Source organism: Thalassospira sp. UBA1131 (genome assembly GCF_002311515.1).
In the GTDB taxonomy this organism is placed as follows: Bacteria; Pseudomonadota; Alphaproteobacteria; order Rhodospirillales; family Thalassospiraceae; genus Thalassospira.
In genome coordinates this window covers 1-7,686 of the sequence record NZ_DCAO01000052.1, presented here as the reverse complement: position 1 = coordinate 7,686, position 7,686 = coordinate 1, and the positions used below count along the sequence as shown (strand labels likewise).

At 53.4% G+C, this 7,686-nt stretch carries 9 protein-coding genes; 5 read left to right on the top strand and 4 right to left on the bottom strand.

The window, feature by feature from the left end:
• Positions 1 to 410, bottom strand: a 410-nt coding sequence (locus B3Z49_RS08300; protein WP_296989850.1) for a LysR family transcriptional regulator, incomplete at its 3' end; no start/stop codon positions are given.
• 141 nt (positions 411 to 551) lie between these two features.
• Here B3Z49_RS08300 and B3Z49_RS08295 point away from each other — a divergent pair.
• The 3 genes from B3Z49_RS08295 (at position 552) to B3Z49_RS08285 (ending at position 2,392) form a co-directional block, all read left to right on the top strand.
• On the top strand, positions 552 to 1,253 hold the full coding sequence (locus B3Z49_RS08295) for a pirin family protein (RefSeq protein WP_296989848.1): 702 nt from the start codon (positions 552 to 554) through the stop codon (positions 1,251 to 1,253).
• Positions 1,254 to 1,292: 39 nt separating this feature from the next.
• A complete protein-coding gene (locus B3Z49_RS08290; RefSeq protein ID WP_296989846.1) occupies positions 1,293 to 1,760 on the top strand; it encodes a DoxX family protein in 468 nt (155 codons plus the stop codon).
• Positions 1,761 to 1,918: 158 nt separating this feature from the next.
• Entirely contained in the window at positions 1,919 to 2,392 is a 474-nt protein-coding gene (locus tag B3Z49_RS08285; protein WP_296989844.1) for a response regulator, read from the top strand.
• Positions 2,393 to 2,560: 168 nt separating this feature from the next.
• Here the strand turns inward: B3Z49_RS08285 and B3Z49_RS08280 are convergent, their stop codons facing one another.
• From B3Z49_RS08280 to B3Z49_RS08270, 3 genes are all read right to left on the bottom strand, one after another.
• A complete protein-coding gene (locus B3Z49_RS08280; protein WP_296989842.1) occupies positions 2,561 to 4,036 on the bottom strand; it encodes a sensor histidine kinase in 1,476 nt (491 codons plus the stop codon).
• A 31-nt stretch (positions 4,037 to 4,067) separates the two neighbouring features.
• A complete protein-coding gene (locus B3Z49_RS08275) occupies positions 4,068 to 4,547 on the bottom strand; it encodes a molybdopterin-dependent oxidoreductase (protein WP_296989840.1) in 480 nt (159 codons plus the stop codon).
• 90 nt (positions 4,548 to 4,637) lie between these two features.
• Positions 4,638 to 5,822, bottom strand: a complete 1,185-nt coding sequence (locus B3Z49_RS08270) for an EAL domain-containing response regulator (RefSeq protein WP_296989838.1) — start codon at positions 5,820 to 5,822, stop codon at positions 4,638 to 4,640.
• A 152-nt stretch (positions 5,823 to 5,974) separates the two neighbouring features.
• Between B3Z49_RS08270 and B3Z49_RS08265 the strand changes: the two genes are divergently transcribed.
• Complete coding sequence (locus tag B3Z49_RS08265; RefSeq protein ID WP_296989836.1) at positions 5,975 to 6,943, top strand: DNA-binding response regulator; 969 nt, start codon at positions 5,975 to 5,977, stop codon at positions 6,941 to 6,943.
• Between the two features lie 197 nt (positions 6,944 to 7,140).
• Positions 7,141 to 7,686 (top strand): sugar transferase (locus B3Z49_RS08260; protein ID WP_296989833.1); only part of this gene is annotated, 546 nt, incomplete at its 3' end.

The following is a 7,686-nucleotide window of genomic DNA, read 5'->3' as shown; positions in this document are numbered from 1 at the left end:
TCTGCCACCGGATCAATAAAGTGATCATCAAGAGACAGTTCGACCCGGATATCGGGATAGGTCCGGGCAAAATCGACCAATGCCGGCCCCAGATGCAACGTGCCAAAGGACATTGGCGCATTGATCCGGATATCCCCGGAAGGGTGATCGCGATGTTCGCGGATGGAGTCTTCTGCGTCGCCCAGATCGGACAGAATGGCTTTCGCCCGCTGATAAAAGGCCTGTCCGCTTGGCGTGACCGATACTTTGCGTGTTGTCCGGTTCAGCAACTGAACGCCAAGGTCATCTTCAAGTGCTGCTACCGCACGGTTGACCTGCGAACGTGATTGCCCGATCGCACGCGCCGCAGAGGCAAAACTTCCTTCTTCCACCACGCGCGCGAAACTCTTTAGGCTGGCCAGCTTGTCCATGATGCGTCTTCCCGTTTATCGCCCCGGTCGGCTCAGATTGTCGCATAATATGCAACACAATGGCGATAATTACACGAATTGTCTCCTCAATTGAAAAGGGTATTCTGTCTTCAACAACAGACAACCTCATGGAGGTAGAAGATGCTTATTAAAGTTGATGCAGATACCCGCGGCCGTGCCCAGTTTGGCTGGCTTGATTCCAATCACACATTTTCGTTCGGGCATTACTATGATCCGAACCGCATGGGTTGGGGTCCACTTCGCGTGATCAACGAAGACCGGGTTATTCCCGGTGCCGGTTTTGACACCCACGGTCACAAGGATATGGAAATCATTTCCTATGTTCTTGATGGTGCCCTTGAACACAAGGACAGCATCGGCACCGGATCTGTCATCCGTCCGGGCCGCCTGCAACGCATGACGGCTGGGACCGGCATTCGCCATTCGGAATACAACCATTCCAAAACCGATCCGGTGCATTTCCTGCAAATCTGGATCATCCCCGAAGCGGCCGGTCTGGAACCGGGTTACGAGGAAAAGGAAATCGCACGCCGCGATACCGGTTCCGGCCTGACCCTGATCGGCAGCCGCGATGGCCGCGAAGACTCGATCACCATTCATCAGAATGTCGATCTTTATGTCGCCCATCTCAGTGATGGCGAAAGTGCCCAGCACAAGATCGGCAAAGGCCGCATTGCCTGGGTACAGGTCGCGCGCGGCAGCCTGACGGTAAACGGTGAAACCCTTAATGCTGGCGATGGCGCTGCGATCAAGGATGAAGACGAACTTGTCTTCTCGGACGCGAACAACGCCGAAGCCCTTGTTTTTGACATGGCGGCCTGAAGCGCGAAACCCGCGTGCCCCATGGTTAGGAGAACGACCATGACTTCGTATAATGCAAACACCCGTTCGATCATCCCTGCCCTTGGCAATGTATGGTCTGCCCTGCAACCGCTTTCGCCTGTCATTGTCCGTGTGACCACCGGGCTTCTGTTGGTCCCGCACGGTGCCCAGAAACTATTTGGTGCCTTTGGTGGTTATGGCCTCGAAGGAACCGCAGGCTGGCTGGAAAGCATCGGCTTTGTTCCGGGCTTCCTGTTTGCCCTTGCCATCGGCCTTCTGGAATTTGTCGGCGGCCTGTTGCTGACGATTGGCCTTTTGACCCGTCCGGTGGCAGCAGCAGTTCTTGTCTTCATGGCGATTGCTGTTTCAACCCATCTTCCAGCTGGCTACTTCTGGAACGAGGGTGGTTTTGAAATGCCGCTGATGTGGGGACTTCTTGCCCTGTCGGTGCTTATTCAGGGCGGGGGAAAGTTCTCTGTCGATCACAAGATCGGCCGTGAATTCTGATCATACCGCCAAATTCATGCGTGTTTCCAACGGGCTGCCATAAGTGCAGCCCGTTTTTCGTTTGCTCCCCAAATGGGGATATTGCGCGCACCGGAAAATGACGAAGATGGTGATCAAGCTAAAGATCCAACCATTGCAAAGTGATCCGGAACGAAGCCATGAACATCGCGTCGCCCAGAAACAGTCAGAATGATATCGAAATCGCCGACGGACTGCGCCGGTGCAAAGGGGATAATGCATACCGCAAGCCGAATGCCGAAAAGCGTTTCCTGCTGGTCGATGACAGTATCGAAGTGCGCTTCTCCGTTCGCCGTGTCCTGCGCAGTGCCGGTGCTACGCACATAGACGTCGCTGAAAACGGCGAAATCGCGTTGCAGATGCTGGCCCAGGCGGGCCGCAAACAAACGCCTTACGACGTGGTGATTCTTGATTATATGATGCCCGGAATGTCAGGCATCGAATTGCTTTATGAGATCGAGCGCCGTGAGATCAAGAATGCCGAAGGTACACGCAAAATCATGTTGACCGGTTTCTATGACGCCAACGTCAATGAAGAAGCCAAATCTGTAGGCGCGACCTTCGTTCTGAGCAAACCCTGTGATGCCGCCAGCCTGTCGGCGGCGATCGCCTAGGCAACGTCAAAAAGCAATTTCGCAAAACGCATCAATCATATTTGTTGATGATGACCGCAATGTTTTGCGGGGCCTGCGGCGACGCATGCTATCATGGCGTCCAAACTGGACGATGCGTTTCTATGAAGGTGCGGAACAGGCGTTAATCGGACTGGAAGAACGGCCTGATTACCGAAGCAAACTATTAAGGTCACTTGGCCCTTCAAGGAGATCCGCATTGGTGTCAGTGGCGGCGTTTTGATCGGGTTTCGGCAAACGGATCACAAATTCCGCCCCGTCGGTGTAATCCGCGGACAAGGTCAGATCCCCGTTGAAATCATCCTGAATAAGTTTGCGACAGATCGGCAATCCCTGACCGGTTCCAACACCCCGTTCCTTGGTGGTGAAGAAGTAATCAAAGATGCGTTCCCGGATATTTTCGGGAACACCCGCGCCATTATCACGCAACCGGATATAGACATTGTCATCATCAGACGTCACCAAAAGATCGATGCGCCCGCGGCGCTGACCTGTTTCACGGATGGCTTGTGACGCATTGACGATCAGGTTGATCAGTGCTTGCGACAAGTGGTTCCTGCGCCCGCTGACTTCGGTGACATCCGACTGCATGACAACGTCCAGGTCGGCGATATGTTTGACCTGGTTGCGCGTCAGGGTAACGGCGGTATCGATTTCCTCGGTAATCGAAATCGTCTCCACGGAATCGGTCGTTGGATGGGCAAATTTGCGAATGCCCCGGACAATCTCGGCAATCCGGTTAAGACCCTGAATGCTCTCGTCAATCGCCATCGGGACTTCTTCGGTGATGAAGTCGATCTTGTCTTTATCAAGATTAAGCCGTGCCGGTTCATCGGGATTCTTGCGGTCAATCGCGCCAACCAGATCGGCGAAGCTATCGGACAAGAATTCAAGATTGTTCTGGATATATTGTGCCGGCGTGTTGATTTCGTGCGCAACCCCGCCGGCCAAGGTGCCAAGGGCATGCATCTTGGCGTAATCGGCGGCTTCCTCGATCACTTCCTGTTCTTGGCGCGCTTTTTGGGCGGCCATATCGGCGGCAAAGATTTTCTGGCGCTGGCGGATCATGAAAGTACCCAGCACTGCCATGACAACCACACCGACGAAAAACAGATAGGACAGTATCTGAATATCGGTTTTCACGACCGAGATATTGTTGGCGTTGTAAACCGAAACAAAGTTTGTTGTTCGTACCACCGCCTGTTGCAAAGAGTCGTTCATCGGCTCAAGCAAGCGATACAACGCGCTCAACTTTTCCTCAGGATCGGTGATGGTCGCCAACGCCACGTCGATCTTGTCGATCTGAAGTTCAAGCTGTTTGATTGTTTCGGCGACTTCCGGCACCGTAAACAGCACCTCGAACCCATCGCCATCACGCAGCAGGTAGACACGGCTGACCAGAATTTCATATTCCAGCAGGACGCGATCAACCACATCATCAGACAAACCAATCCGGCCGATTGCAGCCTCAATGTCACGCTGCACGACAAGAAACTGACGTTGCACCTGAAACACCGCCCAGACGAAATTTTCGCGGTACTTGAACCGCTCGTCGTCAAGCTGGCGGACAATCTCAGTCGACAGAAATCCGTAAAGCACGACAAACAGGACCAATGCGATAAACATGGCCCTGCCTGACTGCTTGAACAGAAATGACTTAATTTGCTGCATCAACAGACTTTACCTGCCAGACGGAATAAGCCCAATAGGTATCAGTCTGAAACCGCTCGTCGGCGTCATAGGGGAAGATGACCCAGAATGGCCCCTTTTCGCGCACCGACATTTCGGCATCATTGAGGTGATAGGCCAGAATGGCACCATCGTTGCGCAGAACATCCGCAGGCACCATTACGTTATAGTCGTTGAGTGCTGAAACACGCACGGTTTCCGCTGTCAGACCATAGGTGTCAAACAACGTATCAAAGGCAACACCACGGAACTTCTGTACTCCGTTTGTCCACTGGGTCGAGGTATTGATTTCGGTGGCCTGCAGCTCCATCAGTTCCTCAAGCGAAACATGAACAGTTTCGCCATCAATCCTGGTCATGGACAATGTGCCCCCCGCCAAAGACGGGGCGATATGAAATCCAATCAGTGCGATCACCATCGCAAACAGTTTAAGGGCGCTTTTCATCATTTTTTTCATGCTCCATCACACGATTATACACAGTGGTTGCCAGCAATTTTTTTTTCAATGCCTGCACCGGGAATTTTGACACGATATCAATCAGCCAGATGCCTGAAGGGGTATGATTGCGGTTTCTTCCCACTCTTCGAGTGACACCGGTACACCAAGGTGGAAACCTTGCAGTTCTGTAATCCCGTAAACCCGCAGCCTTTCGACGACACCCGGGTTTTCGATACCCTTGGCGGAAATCGAAAGACCCATTTTCGAACAGACCTGCGCAATCCATTCAACAAAGGCATCATCGAGAAAATCGGTCATGGTGCCACGCACCAGATCGCGATCAAGCTTGATGCCGGCAAAGACTTCCTGACGCAGCAGATCAAGCGAATTGTTCCCCGATCCGAAATCATCAATCAGAAGCGCTATACCGCGTTCGCGCAAACGCGTGGCATTGGCCAGCATCTCAAGATCGTTGGACAGCAATTGGCGTTCGGGAATTTCGTAGGACACGGTAACCCCGCGCATCCGCATCTTTTCATAGAAGCGAATGAGCAGCTCAAAGAATTGCGGTGTCTTCAGAGAGAACAGCGACAGATTGACCGCAAGGTTGGCCTGATCACCCATAAGCGCACGATAGCGCGGCGCCTGATCAATCATGATAGCCATCAACTGACTGCCAAGGCGGTTGATCACCGGATTGTCCTGAGAGGCTTCGATGATCTCGTCGATACCAAATTCCTTTTCAAGAGATGGCATGCGACACAGGACCTCTGCCCCGCACAGGCCAAGGTCGCTTGCACGAAAACGCGGCTGCAGGACGGTGTGGAAGTCTGCCCGGTCAATGGCGTTATTGACCATCAGGGCCGTTGGGCCTGAAGAAACATTTTTAACGACCACGCCGATATTGAGAATACGGTCAATCGCTTCCTTAAGGACCGCGACCGATACCGGCTTGGCCAGAACGCGTGTCACCATGGCCTGATTGATCGCCTCACGCAGCGACAGGCTGGAGACGTTACCAGACAACAACATCCGGTTGATGCCGGGTGCCATGCGCGCTGACTGTTTGAGAAAGGAAATGCCGTCAATGTTCGGCATCACCAGATCGGCAATGATCAGGTCGGTCCGGTCGCGGTTTTGCGCCAGCCAATCCAGTGCAGCCTGCCCGTCTGTGTGGGTGATGAATTCAAAGCAGCCCGACAGCGTACGACGCACCGCAGCCAGCAACTTTTCATCATCATCGACCATCAGAATGACGGGCCGTTGTGTATCAACCTGATCCATAAATGGACATCTCCGGAACGCGATCACCGCGGTAATCTTCTCAAGACAGCCCCGCCTAAATGCGTGCTATACAAATAGCGGAGCTTTGAACGTTCGCAGATTAATGTCAGACTACCTTTCTCCAATATCCCCATTTGTGGAGGGCGCTTTTGATGACGGCCAAAAAGACGGTCCGGATTGCATTTGTCGATGATGACGAAAATCTTCTGTCGTCTCATCGCCGCAATTTTGCCCGCCTGCGCCCGGACTGGGAGGGGGTCTTTGTCAATGACCCGATTGCCGCGCGTGACGCCATCATCGCCGATCCGGATATTTCGGCAGTCATCCTTGATATCCATATGCCGGGCATGACCGGCCTTGAACTCGCTGCCGAACTGCGCAAGGCCCGCAAGGAATTGATCATTGTGATGCTGACGGGATATGCCGATCTGCAATCCGCACTGCTGGCGGTCAATGAAATCGGCGTCTTTCGCTTCTATCCCAAGCCAACCATGCTCGAGACGATGCTTGATGACATCGAAACCGAGATCAAAAGCCGTCTCGGCCAAATTGAAGATACCCTGCCGACCGAGTTTCTCGACCTGTTTGAGCTGGGCGTGATTGCGGTTGACGAGGCCCTGACCATCTTGCATCTCAATTCACAGGGTGCAGAGGTTCTCAGGCGCTCTTCACTGGTCCATTCCGGCCCGCAGGGACGCCTGATCATTGACCCAAGCCCGGAAGGTCTGACGAAATTTCTTGTGCCGCCGGGAAAAACCGTTCCACGCAGCCACCAGAGCTTCTCGCTCGAACGTGACGGTGAAAAGCTGTCGCTTCTCATTCGCCGGGTCCCCAAAAAAGCCGATGGCAAACAAAGCTTCATGATCATTCTGGTCGACCCGGCCCAGCAGCGCCCACCGGCAGTTGACGATCTGATGGATCTGTTTGGCCTGACACGATCCGAAGCCAAACTGACTCAAAAACTGGCCGAGGGATTGGCCCTTGATCAGGCCGCAGAACTGGTCGGAATCTCGCATTCTTCGGCACGAACGTATCTTAAGACCATCTTCTCGAAAACCGGCGTGAACCGACAGCCGCAACTGATGAAAACGGTGCTTTCAAGTATTCCGTCCTTGCGCTAACGCACTGTAAATTAGTGCTTAAGCAACGTCATCCGACCAAAGACCCACACCATAAAAACTTGAAAACGCCGCCAATACATCTACCCTGAGTTAAGAAACATCAGGGTCTTGAATGCTGGGGTGGGGCACAGGAGTTGACTGGACATAGCGACACATCAGAACCGTCGTCAAAACCGTCCTGGGCCTGTCATCGGTCGATGTTCGACCATAACCGATCCGTCAAACGCGCATGCGATATTCTGTTTGCCGGGATCGGGTTGCTGGTGCTTTTCCCTGTTCTGATGATCATTGCGGTCTTGCTGTTTGGATCTGGCTTTCACAATCCGCTGTTTTTGCAAAAACGGGTCGGCCTTGAGGGTCGGATCTTTGTCATTTTCAAGTTCCGAACTTTACGCGATGGCACCTGCCGCCTGCTTTCTGCACGCGGCCTGCGATTTGCAGAAACGCTCAGTTCGATTTTGCGTATCACCGGACTTGATGAATTGCCGCAATTCATCAATGTGCTGCGCGGCGACATGTCACTGGTCGGGCCGCGCCCGCACAGCCTTGCCGATCATCATCGATTTGCCAAACGCATTCCCGATTATGCCGCCCGGCTTGCGATAAAACCGGGCATGACCGGATGGGCGCAAATTCAGGGCTGGCGCGGCCCAGTCTGCAGCGATGATCACTTGCAAGCGCGTATTGCCTGCGATCTTGAATATATCGACCGCCAGACCCCTCTGTTTGATTGCGCCATTCTG